This is a genomic window from Pseudomonas tohonis, assembly GCF_012767755.2.
Lineage (GTDB): Bacteria > Pseudomonadota > Gammaproteobacteria > Pseudomonadales > Pseudomonadaceae > Metapseudomonas > Metapseudomonas tohonis.
Map to the genome: position 1 here is coordinate 2,230,072 of NZ_AP023189.1, position 19,825 is coordinate 2,249,896.

20 protein-coding genes are annotated in these 19,825 nt (G+C 66.7%); 11 read left to right on the plus strand and 9 right to left on the minus strand.

The window, feature by feature from the left end; all coding sequences use genetic code 11:
• Positions 1-9: 9 nt before the first annotated feature.
• Complete coding sequence (gene gloB / locus HSX14_RS10265) at positions 10-789, minus strand: hydroxyacylglutathione hydrolase (protein WP_173178804.1); 780 nt, start codon at positions 787-789, stop codon at positions 10-12.
• A 60-nt stretch (positions 790-849) separates the two neighbouring features.
• Between gloB and HSX14_RS10270 the strand changes: the two genes are divergently transcribed.
• The 8 genes from HSX14_RS10270 (at position 850) to nudC (ending at position 10,132) form a co-directional block, all read left to right on the plus strand.
• Positions 850-1,614, plus strand: a complete 765-nt coding sequence (locus HSX14_RS10270) for a methyltransferase domain-containing protein (RefSeq protein WP_111261361.1) — start codon at positions 850-852, stop codon at positions 1,612-1,614.
• A gap of 18 nt (positions 1,615-1,632) precedes the next feature.
• The gene (rnhA, locus tag HSX14_RS10275) at positions 1,633-2,058 is read left to right on the plus strand and encodes a ribonuclease HI (RefSeq protein WP_111261362.1); all 426 of its coding nucleotides are present in this window, start codon (positions 1,633-1,635) and stop codon (positions 2,056-2,058) included.
• A gap of 58 nt (positions 2,059-2,116) precedes the next feature.
• Positions 2,117-2,857 (plus strand): DNA polymerase III subunit epsilon, encoded by a 741-nt coding sequence (dnaQ, locus tag HSX14_RS10280; RefSeq protein ID WP_111261336.1) that lies wholly within the window; start codon positions 2,117-2,119, stop codon positions 2,855-2,857.
• Between the two features lie 126 nt (positions 2,858-2,983).
• Positions 2,984-5,239 carry an Orn/Lys/Arg family decarboxylase gene (locus tag HSX14_RS10285; RefSeq protein WP_173178802.1) on the plus strand — a complete coding sequence of 752 codons (2,256 nt, stop codon included), beginning with the start codon at positions 2,984-2,986 and terminating at the stop codon, positions 5,237-5,239.
• Between the two features lie 52 nt (positions 5,240-5,291).
• Complete coding sequence (locus tag HSX14_RS10290; RefSeq protein WP_173178801.1) at positions 5,292-6,617, plus strand: amino acid permease; 1,326 nt, start codon at positions 5,292-5,294, stop codon at positions 6,615-6,617.
• 150 nt (positions 6,618-6,767) lie between these two features.
• Entirely contained in the window at positions 6,768-7,580 is an 813-nt protein-coding gene (locus tag HSX14_RS10295) for a crotonase/enoyl-CoA hydratase family protein (protein ID WP_111261339.1), read from the plus strand.
• Positions 7,581-7,619: 39 nt separating this feature from the next.
• Positions 7,620-9,299: a FimL-related protein gene (locus HSX14_RS10300; RefSeq protein ID WP_173178800.1), complete on the plus strand. Its 1,680-nt coding sequence runs from the start codon at positions 7,620-7,622 to the stop codon at positions 9,297-9,299.
• On the plus strand, positions 9,299-10,132 hold the full coding sequence (gene nudC / locus HSX14_RS10305) for an NAD(+) diphosphatase (RefSeq protein WP_173178799.1): 834 nt from the start codon (positions 9,299-9,301) through the stop codon (positions 10,130-10,132). Before HSX14_RS10300 ends, nudC begins: the two co-directional genes overlap by 1 nt.
• On the opposite strand, the gene HSX14_RS10310 is transcribed toward nudC, so the two are convergent.
• Positions 10,109-10,885: a TSUP family transporter gene (locus tag HSX14_RS10310; protein ID WP_173178798.1), complete on the minus strand. Its 777-nt coding sequence runs from the start codon at positions 10,883-10,885 to the stop codon at positions 10,109-10,111. The two genes, nudC and HSX14_RS10310, sit on opposite strands and share 24 nt — an antisense overlap.
• Positions 10,886-10,984: 99 nt before the next feature.
• Here HSX14_RS10310 and HSX14_RS10315 point away from each other — a divergent pair, with 99 nt between their 5' ends.
• Positions 10,985-11,635, plus strand: a complete 651-nt coding sequence (locus HSX14_RS10315; RefSeq protein WP_173178797.1) for a hypothetical protein — start codon at positions 10,985-10,987, stop codon at positions 11,633-11,635.
• A 76-nt stretch (positions 11,636-11,711) separates the two neighbouring features.
• Here HSX14_RS10315 and HSX14_RS10320 read toward each other — a convergent pair whose 3' ends face one another.
• The 4 genes from HSX14_RS10320 to HSX14_RS10335 form a co-directional block, all read right to left on the minus strand.
• On the minus strand, positions 11,712-12,479 hold the full coding sequence (locus HSX14_RS10320; protein WP_173178796.1) for an SDR family oxidoreductase: 768 nt from the start codon (positions 12,477-12,479) through the stop codon (positions 11,712-11,714).
• A gap of 25 nt (positions 12,480-12,504) precedes the next feature.
• Positions 12,505-13,575 (minus strand): phosphotransferase family protein, encoded by a 1,071-nt coding sequence (locus HSX14_RS10325; protein WP_173178795.1) that lies wholly within the window; start codon positions 13,573-13,575, stop codon positions 12,505-12,507.
• 208 nt (positions 13,576-13,783) lie between these two features.
• Positions 13,784-14,098 (minus strand): SCP2 sterol-binding domain-containing protein, encoded by a 315-nt coding sequence (locus HSX14_RS10330; protein ID WP_021221784.1) that lies wholly within the window; start codon positions 14,096-14,098, stop codon positions 13,784-13,786.
• A 59-nt stretch (positions 14,099-14,157) separates the two neighbouring features.
• Positions 14,158-14,868 (minus strand): histidine phosphatase family protein, encoded by a 711-nt coding sequence (locus tag HSX14_RS10335; protein WP_173178794.1) that lies wholly within the window; start codon positions 14,866-14,868, stop codon positions 14,158-14,160.
• A gap of 209 nt (positions 14,869-15,077) precedes the next feature.
• On the opposite strand from HSX14_RS10335, the gene sohB reads away from it, so the two are divergent.
• On the plus strand, positions 15,078-16,103 hold the full coding sequence (sohB, locus tag HSX14_RS10340; RefSeq protein ID WP_173178793.1) for a protease SohB: 1,026 nt from the start codon (positions 15,078-15,080) through the stop codon (positions 16,101-16,103).
• A gap of 37 nt (positions 16,104-16,140) precedes the next feature.
• Here sohB and HSX14_RS10345 read toward each other — a convergent pair whose 3' ends face one another.
• Complete coding sequence (locus tag HSX14_RS10345) at positions 16,141-16,578, minus strand: hotdog fold domain-containing protein (protein ID WP_173178792.1); 438 nt, start codon at positions 16,576-16,578, stop codon at positions 16,141-16,143.
• A 110-nt stretch (positions 16,579-16,688) separates the two neighbouring features.
• On the opposite strand from HSX14_RS10345, the gene HSX14_RS10350 reads away from it, so the two are divergent.
• Positions 16,689-17,267, plus strand: coding sequence for a TetR/AcrR family transcriptional regulator (locus tag HSX14_RS10350; RefSeq protein ID WP_173178791.1), 579 nt, complete (start codon positions 16,689-16,691; stop codon positions 17,265-17,267).
• A 299-nt stretch (positions 17,268-17,566) separates the two neighbouring features.
• Here the strand turns inward: HSX14_RS10350 and HSX14_RS10355 are convergent, their stop codons facing one another.
• The gene (locus tag HSX14_RS10355; protein ID WP_111261350.1) at positions 17,567-18,067 is read right to left on the minus strand and encodes a DUF934 domain-containing protein; all 501 of its coding nucleotides are present in this window, start codon (positions 18,065-18,067) and stop codon (positions 17,567-17,569) included.
• Entirely contained in the window at positions 18,051-19,709 is a 1,659-nt protein-coding gene (locus HSX14_RS10360; protein WP_173178790.1) for a nitrite/sulfite reductase, read from the minus strand. Before HSX14_RS10360 ends, HSX14_RS10355 begins: the two co-directional genes overlap by 17 nt.
• Between the last annotated feature and the right edge of the window lie 116 nt (positions 19,710-19,825).

The following is a 19,825-nucleotide window of genomic DNA, read 5'->3' on the forward strand; positions in this document are numbered from 1 at the left end:
AGAGGGGTTTCAGAAGCCGTCTTTCCATGCCCGGATGACGGCGAAGACCTGTGCGGGTGCGGGATTGTGGGTCCCGGTCCGCTTGTCGGCTATTTCTTTTACGGATGTTTCATTCACCCGCAGGAAGGGGTTGGTCAGGCGTTCCAGGCCGATGGTCGTGGGCAGGCTGACGCCGTCCTGCTCGCGCAGCCGGGTGACCTCCTCGAAACGTCGCGCCACATCGGTATTGCCGGGCTCCACCGCGCGGGCGAAACGCAGGTTGCTCAGGGTGTATTCGTGGGCGCAGTACACCAGGGTTTCCGCCGGCAGCGCGGCGAGGCGGGCGAGGGCATCCTGCATGCCCTCCGGGTTGCCCTCGAACATGCGCCCGCAGCCTGCGGCGAACAGGGTGTCGCCGCTGAACAGCAGCGGCCGCGTGGCATCCGCGTGGAAGAAGGCGATGTGGCCGAGGGTGTGGCCGGGCACGTGGATGACGCGGAACGAAAGACCCAGCACCTGCACCAGGTCACCTTCGCCCAGGGCCTCGTCGCGACCGGGGATGCGCTCGTTGGCCGGGCCGAGCACGCGGGCGCCGGTGGCCGCCTTGATGCGCTCGACGCCGCCGACGTGGTCGGCATGGTGGTGGGTGATGAGGATGTCCGACAGGGTCCAGCCGGGGTGGGCCGCGAGCCAGGCCAGCACCGGTGTCGCGTCACCCGGGTCGACCACCGCGCAGCGGCGTTCCGTCGCATCCTGCAACAGCCAGATGTAGTTGTCGGAGAAGGCACGCAGGGGGTCGATCTGTATCATGATCCGGTCGCCAATCAGTGAGCAAAGGAGCATCTTAGGGCTCCCATGCAGGAGATTTCCATGACCGAGAAAGCCTTCGCCCAGGCCGACCCCGCCTGGATCGAGCTGATCGACGATGCCCGCACCTGGTTCGAAGGCCCGCTCGGCGGCCTGATGCTGTTCGAGGAGCAGCGCCTGCTGGAGGACGAACTGGCACGCTATTTCGGTGGCTACCTGGTGCACTACGGCCCGCGCGCCGAGCTGCCGCCGGGGGCGAAGCAGATCCAGCGCAGTGTGCACCTCGGGGCGCCGCTCTCGGGGGTCGAGATCGTCTGCGAGGAAAATGCCTGGCCGCTCAGTGAGCACGCCGCCGACGTGGTGGTGCTGCAGCACGGGCTGGATTTCTGCCTGTCGCCCCATGGCCTGCTGCGTGAAGCCGCGCGCAGCGTGCGGCCCGGCGGGCACCTGCTGATCGTCGGGGTCAACCCATGGAGCCCCTGGGGGCTGCGCCACTACTTCGCCGGGGACGCCCTGGGCAAGGCCCGCTGCATCTCGCCGACGCGGGTCGCGGACTGGCTCAACCTGCTGGGCTTCGCGCTGGAGAAACGCCGCTTCGGGTGCTATCGTCCGCCGCTCGCTTCGGCGGCCTGGCAAGCACGCCTGGCCCGGTTGGAGCGCTGGGGAGGCGCCGGGCAGTGGTTCGGCGCCGGCTTCTATCTATTGGTGGCGCGCAAGCTGGTGGTCGGCCTGCGCCCATTGCGTCCGGCACGCCGCGAGCCCATGGGCAAGCTGGTGCCGATGCCGGTGGCCAAGGTCAGCCGGCGCGATTCGAAACACGAGGCATAAGTGACCGATCAAGTCGAGATGTACACCGACGGCGCCTGCAAGGGTAACCCCGGTCCCGGTGGCTGGGGCGTATTGCTCGTCTACAAGGGCGTCGAGCGCGAGCTCTGGGGTGGCGAGCGCGACACCACCAACAACCGCATGGAGCTGATGGCCGCCATCAGTGGCCTGGCCGAGCTCAAGCGTCCGTGCAAGGTGCGCCTGGTGACCGACTCCGAATACGTGATGCGCGGCATTCGCGAGTGGATGCCGAACTGGAAGAAGCGGGGCTGGAAGACCGCGGCCAAGCAGCCGGTGAAGAACGCCGACCTGTGGCAACTGCTCGACGAGCAGGTGAACCGCCACGAGGTGGAGTGGCAATGGGTGCGCGGCCATACCGGCCACCCGGGCAACGAGCGCGCCGACCAGTTGGCCAACCGGGGTGTCAGCGAGCTGAACGCCCGCTAGAATGCCGCCTGCGGCTTCCCCTCCTTATATACAGAGCCATTCATTCACGGGCCCGAACATGCGTTATGTAGTACTGGATACCGAAACCACCGGCATGCCGGTGACCGATGGTCACCGCATCATCGAGATCGGCTGCGTCGAGCTGGAGGGTCGCCGCCTGACGGGGCGCCACTTCCACTATTACCTGCAGCCCGATCGCGAGGTGGACGAGGGTGCCATCGCGGTCCACGGCATCACCAACGAGTTCCTGGTGGGCAAGCCGCGCTTCAAGGACATCGCCGACGAGTTCTTCGAGTTCATCAAGGGCGCCGAGCTGATCATCCACAACGCGGCGTTCGACATCGGCTTCATCAACAACGAATTCGCCCTGCTGGGCCAGAGCGACCGCTCCGACATCGCCGAACACTGTGGCGTGCTCGACACCCTGCTGATGGCTCGCGGTCGCCACCCCGGCCAGCGCAACAGCCTGGACGCCCTGTGCAAGCGCTACGACGTCGACAACTCCGGCCGCGACCTGCACGGCGCACTGCTCGACGCCGAGATCCTCGCCGACGTCTACCTGGCGATGACCGGTGGCCAGACCAATCTGTCCCTGGCGGGCGAGAGCGGCGAGGACAGCGGCAACGGTCCGCAGGCCAGCCCCATCCGCCGCATCACCGGTCGCGCGCCGGGCCGCGTGATCCTCGCCAGCGAGGCCGAAGTCCAGGCCCACATGGCACGCATGGCGGTGATCGAGAAGTCCTCCGGCGCCCCCGCGCTCTGGGTGCAGATGGAGCAACCGGCGGCTCCGGAAGCCTGAGTCGGCCGAGTTCCAGAGGCGCGACCTTTTCTTACAGGCTGAGGCAGCCGGGGTTCCGTCGACTCCGGCAAGCTTCTACCCTGAGGGCACAGGCGGGACGACCCCCGCCGCCCTCGGGAAGCCTGCATGTACAAAGACCTGAAGTTCCCCATCCTCATCGTTCATCGCGACATCAAGGCCGACACGGTCGCCGGTGATCGCGTGCGCGGCATCGCCCGCGAGCTGGAGCAGGACGGCTTCGCCATCCTCTCCACCGCCAGTTCCGCCGAAGGGCGCATCGTCGCCTCCACCCACCATGGCCTGGCCTGCATCCTCGTCGCCGCCGAAGGCGCGGGGGAGAACCAGCGGCTGCTGCAGGACGTGGTCGAGCTGATCCGCGTGGCCCGGGTGCGCGCACCGCAACTGCCGATCTTCGCCCTGGGCGAGCAGGTCACCATCGAGAATGCCCCGGCCGAAGCCATGGCCGACCTCAACCAGTTGCGGGGCCTGCTCTACCTCTTCGAAGACACCGTGCCCTTCCTCGCCCGGCAGGTCGCCCGCGCCGCACGCAACTACCTCGAAGGCCTGCTGCCGCCGTTCTTCCGTGCCCTGGTGGAGCACACCGCGCAATCCAACTATTCCTGGCACACGCCCGGCCACGGTGGTGGCGTCGCCTACCGCAAGAGCCCGGTGGGGCAGGCGTTCCACCAGTTCTTCGGCGAGAACACCCTGCGTTCGGATCTCTCCGTCTCGGTGCCCGAACTGGGGTCGCTGCTGGACCACACCGGCCCGCTCGCCGAGGCCGAGGCCCGCGCCGCGCGCAACTTCGGCGCCGACCACACCTTCTTCGTGATCAACGGCACCTCGACGGCGAACAAGATCGTCTGGCACTCCATGGTCGCCCGCGACGACCTGGTGCTGGTGGACCGCAACTGCCACAAGTCCATCCTCCACTCGATCATCATGACCGGCGCCATCCCGCTGTACCTCTGCCCGGAGCGCAACGAGCTGGGCATCATCGGGCCCATCCCGCTCAGCGAGTTCAGCCGCGAATCCATCCAGGCCAAGATCGACGCCAGCCCCCTGGCCCGGGGTCGGGCGCCGAAGGTGAAGCTGGCGGTGGTGACCAACTCCACCTACGACGGCCTCTGCTACAACGCCGAACTGATCAAGCAGGCGCTGGGCGATGTAGTCGAGGTGCTGCATTTCGACGAGGCCTGGTACGCCTACGCGGCCTTCCACGAGTTCTACGACGGGCGCTACGGCATGGGCACCCGGCGCACCGACGACGGCCCGCTGGTGTTCACCACCCATTCCACCCACAAGCTGCTGGCGGCCTTCAGCCAGGCCTCGATGATCCACGTGCAGGACGGCGGCAGTCGCCAGCTGGACCGTGACCGCTTCAACGAGGCGTTCATGATGCACATCTCCACCTCGCCCCAGTACGGCATCATCGCCTCGCTCGACGTGGCCTCGGCGATGATGGAAGGCCCCGCCGGGCGCTCGCTGATCCAGGAGACCTTCGACGAAGCGGTGAGCTTCCGCCGCGCCCTGGCCAACGTCTGGCAGACCCTCGATGCCCAGGACTGGTGGTTCGATATCTGGGAACCGCCGCAGGTGGAGGGCGCCGAGTCGGTGGCGACCCGCGACTGGTTGCTGCAGCCGGGCGCCGACTGGCACGGCTTCGGCGACGTGGCCGACGACTACGTGCTGCTCGACCCGATCAAGGTCACCCTGGTCACCCCCGGCCTCAGCGCCGACGGCAAGCTGGGCGAGCAGGGGATTCCCGCCGCCGTGGTGGGCAAGTTCCTCTGGGAGCGCGGGCTGGTGGTGGAGAAGACCGGGCTCTACTCCTTCCTCGTGCTGTTCTCCATGGGCATCACCAAGGGCAAATGGAGCACGCTGCTCACCGAGCTGCTGGAGTTCAAGCGCTCCTACGACGCCAACGCCCCGCTGACCAGCGCGCTGCCCTCGGTGGCCCGTGCCGGCGGTGCCCGCTACCAGGGGCTGGGGCTGCGCGACCTGTGCGACGAACTGCACGCCTGCTACCGCGACAACGCTACCGCCCGCGCCATGCGACGCATGTACACCGCGCTGCCGGAGCTGGCGATCAAGCCCTCGGAGGCCTACGACAAGCTGGTGCGCGGCGAGGTCGAGGCGGTGCCCATCGAGCAGCTCCAGGGGCGCATCGCCGCGGTCATGCTGGTGCCGTACCCGCCGGGCATCCCGCTGATCATGCCGGGCGAGCGTTTCACCGCGCAGACCCGCTCGATCATCGACTACCTGGCCTTCGCCCGGACCTTCGACAACTGCTTCCCCGGCTTCGATTCCGATGTCCACGGCCTGCAGCACGACGACAGCCCCACGGGGCGCTGCTATACCGTTGACTGCATTAGGGAATGACGAGCCTGGGGGCGCGATGAGCGAGGAAAGACCGGCGAGCCGGGCAGGCACCATGGGATTCTGGACCTGCACCGCGCTGGTGGTGGGCAACATGATCGGCTCCGGGGTCTTCCTGCTGCCTTCCAGCCTCGCGGCCTATGGCGGCCTGAGCCTGTTCGGCTGGCTCATCTCCAGCACCGGGGCGGTGATCCTGGCGCTGACCTTCGCCCGCCTGGCCCGGCTCAACCCCGGTGCCGGCGGGCCCTACGCCTATACCCGCGACGGCTTCGGCTCCTTCGCCGGTTACCTTTGCGCCTGGACCTACTGGAAAGCCGCCTGGATCGGCAATGCGGCCATCTCGGTGACCCTGGTGGGCTACCTGCAAGTGTTCTTCCCGGCCCTGCGCGACCCGCTGCTGACGGTCGCCACCGCCATCGGCGCCATCTGGCTCTGCACCCTGATCAACCTGCGCGGCATCGGTGCCTTCGGCCTGGCGCAGAACATCCTCACCGCCCTCAAGCTGATCCCCTTGCTGCTGGTGGGCGTGCTCGGCTGGTTCTCCTTCCACCCCGAGTACCTGCGCATCCCCGATGTCAGCGAACTGCCGCCCGGTTCCGGCGGCTACGCCAAGGCCATCGCCACCACGGCGGCGCTGACGCTCTGGTCCTTCATCGGCCTGGAGTCCGCCACCGTGCCGGCCGATCACGTGCGCGACCCCAAGCGCACCATCCCCCGCGCCACCGTGTTCGGCACGCTGGTGGCGGCGGCGGTCTACATCCTCTCCATCACCGCCGTGCAGGGCGTGCTGCCACCCGAGGTCCTGGTGCGCTCCACGGCGCCCTTCGCCGATGCGGCGCGGGTGCTGATCGGCGACTGGGGCTACCACCTGGTGGCGGCCGGCGCGGTCATCGCCTGCCTCGGCGCGCTCAACGGCTGGGTGCTGCTGCAGGGGCAGATCCCCATGGCCACCGCGCGCGACGGCCTCTTGCCCGAGTCCCTGGCCAGGACCAACAAGCACGACGTGCCGGCCAACGGCCTGCTGATCTCCGGCGTGCTGGTCACCGCCCTGGTGCTGGTGGACAGGCAGGGCGAACTGGTGGACGTGTTCAACGTGATCATCCTGCTCGGCACCATGACCGGCGTCGTGCCCTACGCCTTCTGCACCGCCGCGCTGCTGCAGCAACTGGCGGTGCAGCCGGGGGATTTCTCCGCCAGCGAGCGGGGCCGCCTGGTGGCCATCGGCGTGCTCGGTTTCGCCTACTCGATCTGGGCGCTCTACGGCACGGGCGAGCAGGCGATCTTCTGGGGGTTCCTCGTGCTCATGGCCGGCATCCCGCTCTACACCTGGCGCCAGTGGCGCAACCGGGTGCACGAGGAGGCCCTGGGCTCGCGCCCTTGAGCCCCGTTGCAAGCGGCTTCTAACTGCCATGGCGTGTCCTGCATCACAGAGGTCGCCTTCGACTTTCATCGAACGCTTGATATAGTTGCCGGATTCAAAAAACCTGAAATTTCTGACAGGCCAGCACCAGAACTGGCGAGGATGACTGCCGTGTCCGACTACAAAGCCTTTCGCGTAGAACTGGCAGACAAGATTGCCCACGTCGAAATAAACCGCCCCGAGAAAATCAACGCCATGAACGCGGATTTCTGGGTCGAGATCATCGACATCTTCCGTTGGGCGAGCGAGAACGACGAGGTCCGCGTGGTGGTCCTCTCCGGAGCCGGCAAGCACTTCTCCTCGGGCATCGACCTGATGCTGCTGGCGTCGGTCGGCGCCCAGCTGGGCAAGGACGTGGGCCGCAACGCCCTGGCGCTGCGCCGCAAGATCCTCGAACTGCAGGCCTCCTTCAATGCGGTGGACACCTGCAGCAAACCGGTACTCGCCGCCATCCAGGGCTACTGCCTGGGCGGCGCCATCGACCTGATTTCCGCCTGCGACATGCGCTACTCCACCACCGATGCCCAGTTCTCCATCAAGGAGATCGACATCGGCATGGCCGCCGACGTCGGCACCCTGCAGCGCCTGCCGCGCCTCATCGGCGACGGCATGATGCGCGAACTGGCCTACACCGGGCGCACCATCGACGGCGAGGAGGCTCGCTCCATCGGCCTGGTCAACCGCACCTACGCCGACCGCGACGCGCTGCTGGAAGGGGTGTTCGCCCTGGCCCGCGAGATCGCCGCCAAGTCCCCGGTCGCCGTGCGTGGCACCAAGGAAATGATTCGCTACATGCGTGACCACCGTGTCGACGACGGCCTCGAATACATCGCCACCTGGAATGCGGCGATGCTGCAGTCCGCCGACCTGCGTGTGGCCATGGCCGCCCATATGAACAAACAGAAGCCGGAATTCGCCGACTGATGCTGTACGAGAACTCCGCGCGGGAGGCGCGCTAGACCCATGGTCACTGGAGCCACTTCCCTGAGCCTGGTGCGCGACGAGCTGTTCGCCACCATTGAACAGGCCGAACAGAGCCTCGAGCAGTTCATCGTCGAACGGCAGAACGGCAGCCTGCTGCAACAGGCCGTGGAAAGCCTGCAGCAGGTGCGCGGCACCCTGAATCTCATCGAACTCACCGGCGCCGAACTGCTGGCCCAGGAAGTCCTGGACCAGGCGACCGACATCCCCGCCGGCGTCGGCGAGGAGCGTGACACCCAGCTGGCAGCCCTGAGCAACGCGCTCTATGTCCTGCGCCGTTATCTGGAGAACGTCGACGCCCATCGCCAGGAAATGCCCGAGCTGCTCCTGCCGGCGATCAACGAACTGCGCCAGGCTGCCGGCCAGCCGGCGTTGCCGGAAAGCTTCTTCTTCAGTGTGCGCCTGGACCAGGCGCGCGTTCCCGCCGCCGCCAACCTGCCCGAGACCGGTGCCCAGGACCTCCTGGCCCGCCGCCTGCGGCAGATGTACCAGGTGGGCCTGCTGGGCTTCATCCGCGAGCAGAACCCCCAGGCCAGCCTGAAGCTGATGGGCCGCGCCCTCGGCCGTCTCGACAGCCTCTACGCCATCGACCCGCGCGCACGCCTGTGCTGGATCGGCGCCGCTGCCGTCGAGGCCGTCCTGGACGGCCAGCTGCTGCCGCGCAAGGCTCGCAAGCAGCTGTTCTCGCGCATCGACCGCGAGCTGAAGCAACTGCTGGCGAACGAGCTCTACGAGGCGCCCCGCAGCCTGCAGAAAGAGCTGCTCTACCTCGTGGCCCTGGCCGATACCCAGGGACCCCGTGCGAGCGAGCTGCGCACCGTCTTCGGCATGACCGCGCTGCCCTTCACCGACCACCTGCTGGAAGAGGAATACCAGCGCCTGGCCGGCCCGGGGCAGGCGGTGATGCGTTCCCTGTCCTCGGCCATCCGCGAGGAGCTGGCCAGCGTCAAGGATGTGCTCGACCTGATCGAGCGCGGCACCGCCCAGGCGGACAGCTTCGGCAGCCTGCACGCGCTGCTGGGCAAGCTGGCCAAGACCCTCGGCATGGTCGGCCAGACCTCCGCCGCCAATGCGCTGCACGCCCAGTTGCCGGTGGTGGCGGGCTGGAGCGAGGCGACCCCGGCCGCGCCCGAGTCCCTGCACAAGCTGGCGGACGCGGTGCTCTACGTGGAAAGCATGGTCGCCGACCTGGAGCGTGGCGAGCGCCGCGAAAGCCGCCAGGCCGCCGCCCAGGCGATGACCGAGTCCGAATCCTTCGCCCAGCACCAGCTGACCGAGGCGCGCATCGTGGTCATCGACGAGGCCCAGGCGGGCCTGGCCATGGCCAAGCGTGCGATCACCGCGTACCTCGAGTCCAACGGCGACAAGCTGCACCTGGCCAACGTGCCCCTGACCCTGCAGGCGGTGCGTGGCGGCCTCTGGTTCCTCGGCCAGGAGCGTGCGGCCCTGCTGGTGGGCGCCTGTGGCGATTTCATCCAGAAAGACATGATCGAGGCGCCGCAGATGCCGTCCGAACAACTGCTGGAAACCCTGGCCGATGCGCTGACCAGCCTCGAGTACTACCTCGAGGGCGGCGGCGTGCTGCGCCCCGACGCCCAGCCGAGCGTGCTCGACCTGGCCGCCGAGAGCGTGCGCGCCCTGGGCCTGTCGGTGGCCGCCTGATGGCTGGCGAACGCTGGCAGCCCGGCCTGCTCGATGCCGGCCGCACCGGTGGCTGGGCCCTGGCCCACTGCCGCCAGCAGTTCCTCGCTGATGGCAATGGCGTGCTGTTCCCCCGGGAATGGCTGAAGCGCCAGGAACTGCCGATCCTCTCTGAACACGGTATCGGCCATTTCGATGGCGACGAGATCTACCTGCTTGAGCTCTCGAGCACCGCCGATGTACCCGGCAGCGCCTGGGTCGGCCTGCGCCAGTTGATGATGCAGGGCGATCCGGACACCTTCCGCATGCTCGGCTTCGCCACCCAGATCGGCACCTGGGCCGACCACCACCGCTTCTGCGGGAGCTGCGGCGCGCGCATGAGCCAGGTGAGCGGCGAGCGTGCCATGTACTGCCAGAGCTGCGGCGTGCACCATTACCCGCGCCTCTCGCCGAGCATGATCGTGCTGGTGACCCGCGGTGACGAGCTGCTGCTGGCGCGTTCGCCGCGCTTCGTCAGCGGCGTCTACAGCACCCTGGCCGGCTTCGTCGAGCCGGGCGAGTCGGTGGAGCAGTGCGTGGCGCGCGAGGTGCGCGAGGAAGTCGGCGTGGAGATCGCCACGCCGCAGTACATCGGCAGCCAGAACTGGCCCTTCCCGCATTCGCTGATGCTCGGCTTCCACGCCGAGTACGTCAGTGGCGATATCGTCCCGCAGCCCGGCGAGATCGAGGATGCCCAGTGGTTCTCCATCCATGACCTGCCGCCGTTGCCGGCCAGCAAGTCCATCGCGCGCTACCTGATCGACCTCTACCTGGCGCGCCGCCTGGGCCACTCAGAACCAGTGCTGCCAGGCTAGCCGCGCAGTCAGCGCCAACACCACGCAGATGAATACCGGGCGGATGAACTTCGCCCCGCCGCTGATGGCCGTGCGTGCGCCGAGGAAGGCGCCCGCCATCAGGGCGATGCCCATGCAGATGCCCAGCAGCCAGGCCACCTGGCCACCGACCACGAACACCGCGAGTGCCACGCCGTTGCTGACGAAGTTCATGGTGCGGGCCACGCCGCTGGCGCGCACCAGGTCGAGGGGGTAGAGCAGCAGGCTGCTGACGGTCCAGAAGGCGCCCGTGCCGGGGCCGGCGACGCCATCGTAGAAGCCGAGGCCCAGGCCCTGGGGCCACTGGCGACGGCGGGGGATCGGAGCGTCCGTGGCGTGCTGGGCGTCCGGCACCTTGCCGAACAGCAGGTACAGGCCGCAACCGAACACCACGGCGGGGAGCATCTGGTTCAGCCAGTGGGCCGGCAGCCAATGGGCGATGACGGCGCCGATGGCAGCGCCCAGGGCCGTGGCGATCAGCGCCCCGCGCCATTTGGCCGGCTCGAACAGCTTGCGCCGGTAGAAGGTGTAGCTGGCGGTGGCCGAGCCGAAGGTGGCGCACAGCTTGTTCGTGCCCAGCACCAGGTGCGGCGGCAGGCCGGCAGTGAGCAGGGCGGGGATGGTCAGCAGGCCCCCACCACCGGCGATGGCATCGATGAAACCGGCGAGAAAGGCGACCGCCGCCAGCACCAGAAGGGTGACGGGGTCGACGGCTAAGTCGAGAGGGAAGGGCATAAATGCTCGATCTGTGTCCGATTGCGCAGCGCGGCAACTGGTCGCTGCGCCGGGAGGTCCGCATAATGCCGGCTATTTTGCACAGAAGGAAAGGGTTCCATGCAGTACGACGGCCTGGCCTGGGGCATTGCCCTGCTGGCTCTACTCGCGGCGGTGGTCGCCGCGCGCATCCTCTTCGATCGCAGCTGGTTCCTCGGCTGGCTGCGCGGCACCGTCGGGCTGGCATTCCTCGCCCTGGCGCTGCTGGTGGGCACCGTGGCCTGGGACCTGACGCGCTACGAGCCGTTGCATGCCGACAAGCCCATCGTCACCCTCAGCTTCAAGGCCCTCGGCCCGCAACGCTACGAGGTGACCCTGCTGGAGGGGGGCAACGAGCGCAGCGTGCTGCTGGACGGTGACCTGTGGCAGCTGGACGCGCGCCTGCTGCGCCTGAAGGGCCTGGCCGAGCTGATCGGGCTGCAGCCGGGCTACCGCCTAGAGAAACTCTCCGGCCGCTTCCTCGCCATCGAGGAACAGCAACTGGCTCAGCACCCCGAGGCGGAGCTGGCCGTCAGCCCCTATGGCATCGACCTGTGGCGCTGGCTGCGGCTGAACCAGCGCGACCTGTTCCTCTTCGATCCGCAGGCGCAGCGGGTGACCTACCTGCCGATGGCCGATGGCGCGGTCTACTCCGTCGCCCTTTCGCCCACCGGCCTGCTGGCCCAGCCGCTCAACCCGGTCGCCACCCAGGCGCTCAAGGACTGGCGCTGATCGCCCCGCACCACCCGTATCGATGCACAAACGAAAAGGGAGCCCGAAGGCTCCCTTTTTCATGGGCGGGGTTTCCTCAGGAGAGGAAGCCGCCGTCCACGTTCAGTGCCACGCCGGTGGTGTAGCTGGAGGCGTCGCTGGCGAGGTACAGCACGGTACCGGCCATCTCGCTCGGGTCGGCCACGCGTTTGAGCGGGATGCGCTGCAGGGCGACGTTGAGGATGGCGTCGTTCTTGGTCAGGGCCGAGGCGAACTTGGTGTCGGTCAGGCCCGGCAGCAGGGCGTTGCAGCGGATGCCGAACTGCGCGCATTCCTTGGCGAAGACCTTGGTCATGCTGATGACGGCGGCCTTGGTCACCGAGTAGATGCCCTGGAACTCGCCCGGGGAGACGCCGTTGATGGACGCGACGTTGATGATGCTGCCACCCCCGTTCTGCTTCATCAGCTTGCCGCCTTCGATGGACATGAAGTAGTAGCCGCGGATGTTGACGTCGACGGTCTTCTGGAAGGCCGACAGGTCGGTGTCCAGCACGTTGCAGAACTGCGGGTTGGTGGCGGCGTTGTTGACCAGGATGTCGAGGCGGCCGAACTGTTCGCGGATCTGCGCGAAGACGCTCTGGATCTGTTCCATCTCGCCGATGTGGCAGGCGATGGCGGTGGCCTTGCCACCCTCCGCGATGATGGCGTCGGCGACGGCCTGGCAGCCGTCGATCTTGCGGCTGGAGACGATCACGTGGGCGCCCTGCTGGGCCAGCAGCTTGGCGATGGCCTCGCCGATGCCGCGGCTGGCGCCGGATACGAAGGCGATCTTGCCGTCGAGGTCGAACAGGTGGGTCTTGGACATGGGGTTCCCCTTGTTGTGAGCCGTGTTACAGCCGTGATTTGCCGATGACCTGCAGGCTCATCTGCTCCAGCAGCTTGTTCATGTGGATGAACTGTGCGAAGCGCTTGTCCTGGGTCTGGCCGTGGAAGAAGCGGTAGTAGATCTGCTGCACGATGCCGGCCAGGCGGAACAGGCCGTAGGTGTAGTAGAAGTCGAGGTTGCTGATCGGCGGCAGGCCGGCGCGCTCGGCGTAGTAGTCGGCGAACGCCTGGCGGGTCAGCATGCCGGGCAGGTGGCTCGGCTGGCGGCGCATCAGCTGCACCGGTGCCGGGTCGGCGGCCTCGATCCAGTAGGCGAGGGTGTTGCCCAGGTCCATCAGCGGGTCGCCGATGGTGGTCAGCTCCCAGTCGAGCACACCGATGATGCTCATCGGGTTGGCCGGGTCGAGGATCACGTTGTCGAAGCGGTAGTCGTTGTGCACGATCGCCGGCTTGTGGTGGTCGGCCGGCATCTTGTCGCGCAGCCAGGCCTTGACCGGCTCCCAGGTGGGCGCGTCGGGCGTCAGGGCCTTCTCGTAGCGGTCGCTCCAGCCACCGATCTGGCGCTGCACGTAGCCTTCCGGCTTGCCCAGGTCGCCCAGGCCGCAGGCGTTGTAGTCGACGTTGTGCAGCTCGACGAACTTGTCGATGAAGTTCTTGCACAGCTCGCGGGTCTTGGCTTCGTCGAGGTTCAGCTCGGCCGGCACGTCGGCCCGCAGGATCACGCCCTTGACCCGGTCCATCACATAGAACTCGGCGCCGATCACCGACTCGTCGGTGCAGTGCACGTAGGCTTTCGGGCAGTAGGGGAAGCCGTCGTTGAGCTGGTTGAGGATGCGGAATTCGCGGCCCATGTCGTGCGCGGACTTGGCCTTGTGGCCGAAGGGCGGCCGGCGCAGGACGAACTCGCGCTCCGGGTACTCCAGCAGGTAGGTCAGGTTCGAGGCGCCGCCGGGGAACTGGCTGATGCGCGGCGTGCCGGTCAGGCCGGGGATATTGGCCTTGAGGTAAGGATCGATGGCTGCGGCGTCGAGCTCTTCGCCTTCGCGGATGCGGGTGGACTGATCAGTAAGCGTCATGCTTATCCCTTCTACTTATGATGAGGGCCCGAGATTATTCGCTAATCTAATGCCGCCCCGAGGGCGTCACAAGCGCGAAGGGCCGTTATAGGCAGGCGTGTTGCAGCACAATCAAACTGCCTGATTAGCCCGGATTCACCTGCGCCGGGCGAAAAAAAACCGGAGCCCTGGGACTCCGGTTTCCTTTGTTCCTGGCCAGCTCGAAAGCTTAGACCGGGAAGAGCTCGCCGAGCTTCATGGCGAGCATCATGTCGCCTTCGGCGCGCAGCTTGCCGCCCATGAAGGCCTGCATGCCGTCGGTTTCACCGGTCATGATGCCGACCAGGGTCTCGGTGCTCATGATCAGGGTGACGTTCGGGTTCGGGGCGTCGCCTTGCTGTACGTCGCAGGTGCCGTCCTTGACGACCAGGTAGTGGTTGTCGCCATCTTCGATGTTGAACTGGAATACCAGGTCCAGGCCAGCGGCGGCACCGGCGTTGAACTTGGACTGCATGTTTTTGACGATGTCAGCAACTGTGGTCATGGTTCTATCCTTTATTTTTCAGGTTTTTCTAGCGGCCCGAGAGCCGCAGTGGGCCGGGCTCATCGGTAGGTGATGAATTCCGGCGCCCTCAACAGTTCCAGATGCACATGACTGTTGAAGGAAGCTAGCGCCACTTCGCTGCCACGGAACTTGAGGCGCGAGAGCGAAGTATTGACGATCTGCCAGTTGAGTTCGAATGCGCGGTCCGCCGGCACGCCGGCCACATGATGGAGCAGGGCGGTGATGGTACCGCCGGAGGTGAAGACCGCGATGTTCTGTTTGCTTTCGGCGTGTTGCAGCACTCGTTCCAGCCCGCCCGCGACCTGGTCGTGGAAGGCCTGCCAGCTCTGCAGCTCGGCGTTGTCGTAGTCGCCCGCCACCCAGCGCAGCACCAGCTTGGAGAACAGGCGCTGGAACTCGGCGCGGTTCTGCGGGGCGTTGCGCATGATGTGCAGGGCTTCGGGCTCCTGCTCCAGCAGGCTGGGCAGCAGCGCACGGATCACGGCGTCCGCGTCGAATTCGTTGAAGGCCGGGTCGGTGTCCACGGCGGGGGCGGCGAGGCCGGCGGCACGCAGGCGCGAGAGCGCGGCTTCGGCGGTGTGCTGCTGGCGCTGCAGGCTGCCGGCGACGCAACGGTCGAGGTTCAGTCCGAGGCCGGCGAGATGGTCGCCGAGGACTTCGGCCTGGCGAACTCCGACGGCGGAGAGCACGTCGTAGTTATCGGCGCCGAATGAAGCCTGGCCATGTCGGATCAGGTAGATGCTGCCCACGTACGCTGCCGTCCCGGGACGTTGAAAGTTTCGCGAGGTTATGGGGAAGCTCTGGGGCTGTCAACGAAAAAACATACGCTTGTTTGAATGCATTCCCGCTATTTATTAAGCGGTTTTTCCGTCTCTGGTGGATGACCGATTGGGGCGGGTATGCTTGGCCGGTTTCGCGCCTGCCACAGCGGGCGTCAGTCGATCCCAAAGGGGGTGTTGTGGAGTTCTTAGCCGATTACGCGAGCTTTCTCGCCAAGACGATAACGCTGGTGGTGGCCATCCTGGTCGTCCTGGTGGCGATAGCCGCCGTGCGCGGGAGAGGGCGTCGCGGGGGCGGTGGCCAGCTGGCGGTGACCAAGCTCAACGATTTCTATAAAGGCCTGCGCGAGCGCCTGGAGCACTCGCTGCTGGACAAGGACCGCATCAAGGCCCAGCGCAAGGAAGAGGCCAAGGCCGCCAAGGCGGCGAAGAAGGCCGGCGAGCAGAAGCCGCGGGTCTTCGTCCTCGACTTCGATGGCGATATCAAGGCTTCGGCCGCCGAGCAGATGCGCCACGAGATCACCGCGCTGCTGACCCTGGCCACCCCCGCTGACGAAGTGGTGCTGCGCCTGGAAAGCGGCGGCGGCATGGTGCACAGCTACGGCCTGGCCTCCTCGCAGCTGGCGCGCATCCGCCAGGCGGGCATCCCGCTGACCGTGTGCGTCGACAAGGTCGCTGCCAGCGGCGGCTACATGATGGCCTGCATCGGCGACAAGGTGCTCTCCGCGCCCTTCGCCATCCTCGGCTCCATCGGCGTGGTGGCGCAGCTGCCCAACGTGCACCGCCTGCTGAAGAAGCACGACGTCGACTTCGAGGTGCTCACCGCCGGCGAGTACAAGCGCACCCTCACCGTGTTCGGCGAGAACACCGAGAAGGGCCGGGAGAAATTCCAGGAAGACCTGGAAACCACCCACGAGCTGTTCAAGAACTTCGTCGCCCGCTACCGCCCGCAACTGGCCATCGACGAAGTGGCCACCGGCGAGGTCTGGCTGGGCATGGCCGCACTGGAAAAGCGCCTGGTGGATGAGCTCAAGACCAGCGACGAGTACCTGGCCGAGCGCGCCCGCGAGGCCGACCTGTTCCTGCTCAACTTCATCGAGAAGAAGAGCCTGCAGGAGCGCTTCGGCCTGGCCGCCAGCGCAGCCGTCGACCGGGTGTTGCTGAACGGGTGGGGTCGCCTCAGCCAGCAGCGCTTCTGGCAGTGAATGAAAGAGGCCCGGAGCGATCCGGGCCTCTGCGCTTTCACGCCTTGCTCAGGTACATGGTGATCTCGGCGCGCAGCACGGCGGTGTCGCCGACATAGGCCATCACCGGCACCTTGACGTCGCCCAGCACCGACCAGTCCACCGCGCTGCCATCGGCCACGGCGCGCACATCGCCATTGGCCTTGGCCAGGTATTCCACCGTCATGCCGCGAGGAATCCAGCGGGTGCCGGCAGGGATGGAGGCGTCGGTCATGGTGCCGGCCACCAGTTCGGCGGCGTTGCACAGGGCGATGGCGTGCACGGTGCCGATGTGATTGAGCACCTCGCGACGCTTGGGAAAGGTGATTTCGGCGTAGCCCGCGCGCAGCTCGACGAACTGCGGGGCGATGCTGGCGAAGTAGGGGGCGACCTGGCCGATCATCGCGCTGAACTGCGCTGCACCGGCCTGCTGGAACATCTGCAACATCTGGCTCATGGGTTCCGATTCTCTCGTGAGTGGATTGAAGATGAGCGCGCGCCGCAGCAGTATACGAATATTAGAAAAGAATTCTAGAATTATATTCTAGTCATTTCACCGGGAGTTCCATGGCTCGTTCCTCGCGCAAAGACGACATCCTCCAGGCCGCCCTCCGGTGCTTCACCGAGGAAGGCGTGGACGCCACCACCATCGAGATGATCCGCGACCGCTCCGGCGCCAGCATCGGTAGCCTCTACCACCACTTCGGCAACAAGGAGCGCATCATCGGCGCGCTCTACCTCGCCGGGGTCGGCCAGTACGCCGCGCTGCTGCAGGAAGGGCTCGCCAAGGCCGCCGATGCCGAGGCCTGCGTGAAGCTGCTGGTCACCGCCTATATCGACTGGGTGGTGGCCAACCCCGATTGGGCGCGCTTCGTCCTGCACAGCCGCTCGCGGGTGGAGGCGGGGGAGGTGGGCGACCAGTTGCGCGAAGCCAACCGCGAACACCACGCGCGCATCCTCGCGGCGTTGCAGGCGTACCGTGAAGCCGGCGCGCTACGGGCCCTGCCGGAAGATTGCTTCGCCTCTGTGGTGATCGGCCCCACCCACGACTTCGCCCGCAACTGGCTGGCCGGCCGCACCCGCACGAGCCTCGCCGACTGCCGCGACCTGCTGGCCCAGGTGGCCTGGGAAAGCGTGCGCGCCTGAAAGAGCGTTCGGTGATCCGTAGGTTGGGCTGAGGTACGAAGCCCAACATCGCGAGGCCGGGAATCGCTCCGTTGGGCCTCGCTGCGCTCGGCGCCAACCTACGAAACTGCACCCAACTCGAACCCCGATGTCGACCGGGGTGGATGACGCTCTTTTCATCCACCAAGCGATGCCTGGACTGGCACATGATCCGCCCCGTGAAACGGCGTGCGTCCCGGGCTGAAGCCCAAGGCTACGTTGGCCGGTTCGTGCCCAAGAAAAAGCCCCGCAGGTGCGGGGCTTTTTCAGGGTGGCGCGGCTCAGGCCGAGCGGCGGCGGAACAGCGGCAGGGGCTGGTCGCTGGACGCCTGGTAGACCTCGGAGTAGTCCTCGAAGGCCTTGAGCGCGTCGTAGGGGTCCTTGTCCGCGCGCAGGGCGAAGGCATCGAAGCCGCAGCGCTTGAGGGCGAACAGCTGGTCGCGCAGCACGTCGCCGATGGCGCGTACTTCACCCTTGTAGCCATAGCGCTCGCGCAGCAGGTAGGCGGTGGAGGAATGGCGACCGTCGGTGAAGGCCGGGAAGTTCAGGGCGATGACCTTGAAATTGTCCAGTTGGTCGGCGATCTCCTCGATCTCCTCGTCCGCGTCCAGCCAGACGCCGAGGCCACCGTCGCGGGCCTTCAGCGCATGGGCGTGATCACGCCACAGGGACAGCGGCACGATCAGGTCGTCGCAGTTGGACAGGCCGTCGAGGGTCGCGTCCTTGTCCAGCAGGTGCCAGGTCTCGTCGATGACCTGGTTGTTCTTAATGATTCGCTGCATAAACGCGCTCCTTGAAGGGGTCGATGCCGATGCGGCGATAGGTGTCGAGGAACTGTTCTTCCTCGGTGCGCTTCTCCACGTAGACGTCGATTATCTTCTCGATCACGTCGGGCATGGCTTCCTGGGCGAAGGACGGGCCGAGGATCTGCGCCAGGCTGGTGTCGCGGCCGGCGCTGCCGCCGAGGGACACCTGGTAGAACTCCTGGCCCTTCTTGTCCACGCCGAGGATGCCAATGTGGCCCACGTGGTGGTGGCCGCAGGCGTTCATGCAGCCGGAGATGTTCAGGTCCAGGTTGCCGATGTCGAACAGGTAGTCCAGGTCATCGAAGCGACGCTGGATGGCTTCGGCCACCGGGATCGACTTGGCGTTGGCCAGGGAGCAGAAGTCGCCGCCCGGGCAGCAGATGATGTCGGTCAGCAGGCCGACGTTCGGCGTGGCGAAGCCCTGCTCGCGCAGCTCGTTCCAGAGGGTGAACAGCTGGGCCTGCTCGACGTCGGCGAGGATGATGTTCTGGTTGTGGCTGTTGCGCACTTCACCGAAGGCGTAGCGGTCGGCCAGGTCGGCGACGGCATCCAGCTGCTTGTCGGTGATGTCGCCGGGGGCGACGCCGGTGGGCTTGAGCGACAGGGTCACGGCGGCGTAGCCGGGGCGCTTGTGGGCGATCACGTTGCGCTGGCGCCAGCGGGCGAAGCCCGGGTGCTCGGCGTCGAGCTGGGCGAGGGCGGCGCTCTGGTCGTCCAGGGCCTTGTAGGCCGGGTCGACGAAGTGCCTGGACACGCGCTCGACTTCCGCCTCGGTCAGGGTGGTCGGGCCGTCCTTCAGATGCGCCCACTCGGCGTTGACGCGCTCGGCGAACACCTCGGGGGTCAGCGCCTTGACCAGGATCTTGATGCGCGCCTTGTACTTGTTGTCCCGGCGGCCGTAGCGGTTGTACACGCGCAGGATGGCGTCCAGGTAGCTCAGCAGGTGCTGCCAGGGCAGGAATTCGTTGATGAAGCTGCCGACGATCGGGGTACGGCCCAGGCCGCCGCCGACGGAGACGCGGAAGCCCAGCTCGCCGGCTTCGTTCTTCACCGCTTCCAGGCCGATGTCATGCACTTCGATGGCGGCGCGGTCGCTCACGGCGCCGTTGACGGCGATCTTGAACTTGCGCGGCAGGTGCGAGAACTCGGGGTGGAAGGTGGACCACTGGCGGATGATCTCGCACCAGGGGCGCGGGTCCACCAGCTCGTCATGGGCGACGCCGGCGAACTGGTCGGTGGTGGTGTTGCGGATGCAGTTGCCGCTGGTCTGGATCGCGTGCATCTGCACGGTGGCCAGCTCGGCGAGGATTTCCGGCACGTCTTCCAGCTCCGGCCAGTTGAACTGGACGTTCTGGCGGGTGCTGATGTGGGCGTAGCCCTTGTCGTAGTCGCGAGCGATCTGCGCCAGCTTGCGTACCTGGGTGGAGGAGAGCAGGCCATAAGGCACCGCCACGCGCAGCATCGGCGCGTAGCGCTGGATATACAGGCCGTTCTGCAGGCGCAGGGGGCGGAACTCCTCGCCTGAGAGTTCCCCGGCCAGGTAGCGGCGGGTCTGATCGCGGAACTGCTTGACGCGGTCCTCGACGATCCGTTGATCGTACTCGTCGTATACGTACATGAAATGTCCTGTTGTCAGGCTGCTTACAGCTTTTCTGCGCGCACGGCCGCGCACTCCTGTCGGAGCCGGGGGAAGATACCAGTTCAGGTTTATGCGCAAAAGTGATGTTTGAGTAT